The sequence below is a fragment of the Nostoc sp. CmiVER01 genome (assembly GCF_034531135.2).
Classification (GTDB): Bacteria; Cyanobacteriota; Cyanobacteriia; order Cyanobacteriales; family Nostocaceae; genus Nostoc.
In genome coordinates, this window is record NZ_JAVRBU020000056.1 from 1 (window position 1) to 835 (window position 835).

The 835-nt window shown below is 55.4% G+C and carries 1 protein-coding gene; it reads left to right on the forward strand.

Annotated features, from left to right (window positions below):
- Window positions 1-85: 85 nt before the first annotated feature.
- Window positions 86-646: a methylated-DNA--[protein]-cysteine S-methyltransferase gene (locus RMZ43_RS35940; RefSeq protein ID WP_428851019.1), complete on the forward strand. Its 561-nt coding sequence runs from the start codon at window positions 86-88 to the stop codon at window positions 644-646.
- Window positions 647-835: the final 189 nt, after the last annotated feature.

The following is an 835-nucleotide window of genomic DNA, read 5'->3' on the forward strand; positions in this document are numbered from 1 at the left end:
GGAATTCAACCGCAAGGAGCGGAGTTTCGCCGAATGGAAGCTTTTCTAAACTGGCTTCACTTTCAAACATATTGAGTGATAAGCCATGACTACTTCATCTTTCCCCACGTTCAAATACAACTTCCGCGCCCCCGGAAGCCAGGTGGAGGGTCCCATTCAATATGCCATCGGGAAGACCGTGCTTGGTCGTGTTCTCATCGGGCGAAGCCGGCACGGTGTCTGCGCCATTTTTTTGGGCGACGACGAGCACGCATTGCAAAAACAGGTTACAGATGCGTTTCCGGGAATTGAGATGATTGAATCTCAATCGGAACTGCATCGCGAATTGAGCCAAGTGGTCTCCTTTGTCGACAAGGATGCGGCCGACGGAATCATTGATCTCGACATCGGAGGCAGTCCGTTCCAACAGAAGGTCTGGCAGATGTTGTGCGGAATCCCGGCTGGTCAGACGCGCAGCTACCGCGAAGTCGCGGAACATCTTGGCGTACCGGAAGCAGTTCGGGCAGTCGCCGGCGCGTGTGCCGCAAACGTGCTTGCCATCGCCATTCCCTGCCACCGTGTTGTCCGCAGTGACGGTTCGATTTCCGGCTATCGCTGGGGCGTCGAACGCAAACGGGCTTTGCTCGCCGAAGAGGCCGAGCAATGAACGGCCGAGCAAAAACGAGAAGTCATTCGGTAGTGGCTTCTTTCGATTGGAACAACGTCGTAAGCACGCTCGACACGAACGGCAATGCGGTGTTACCCAACTTACTGACAGCGCGACAATGTGATGAACTCGCCGCGCTCTATCCGCAGGAAACGGGCTATCGAACACGTGTCGTGATGGCTCGCCATG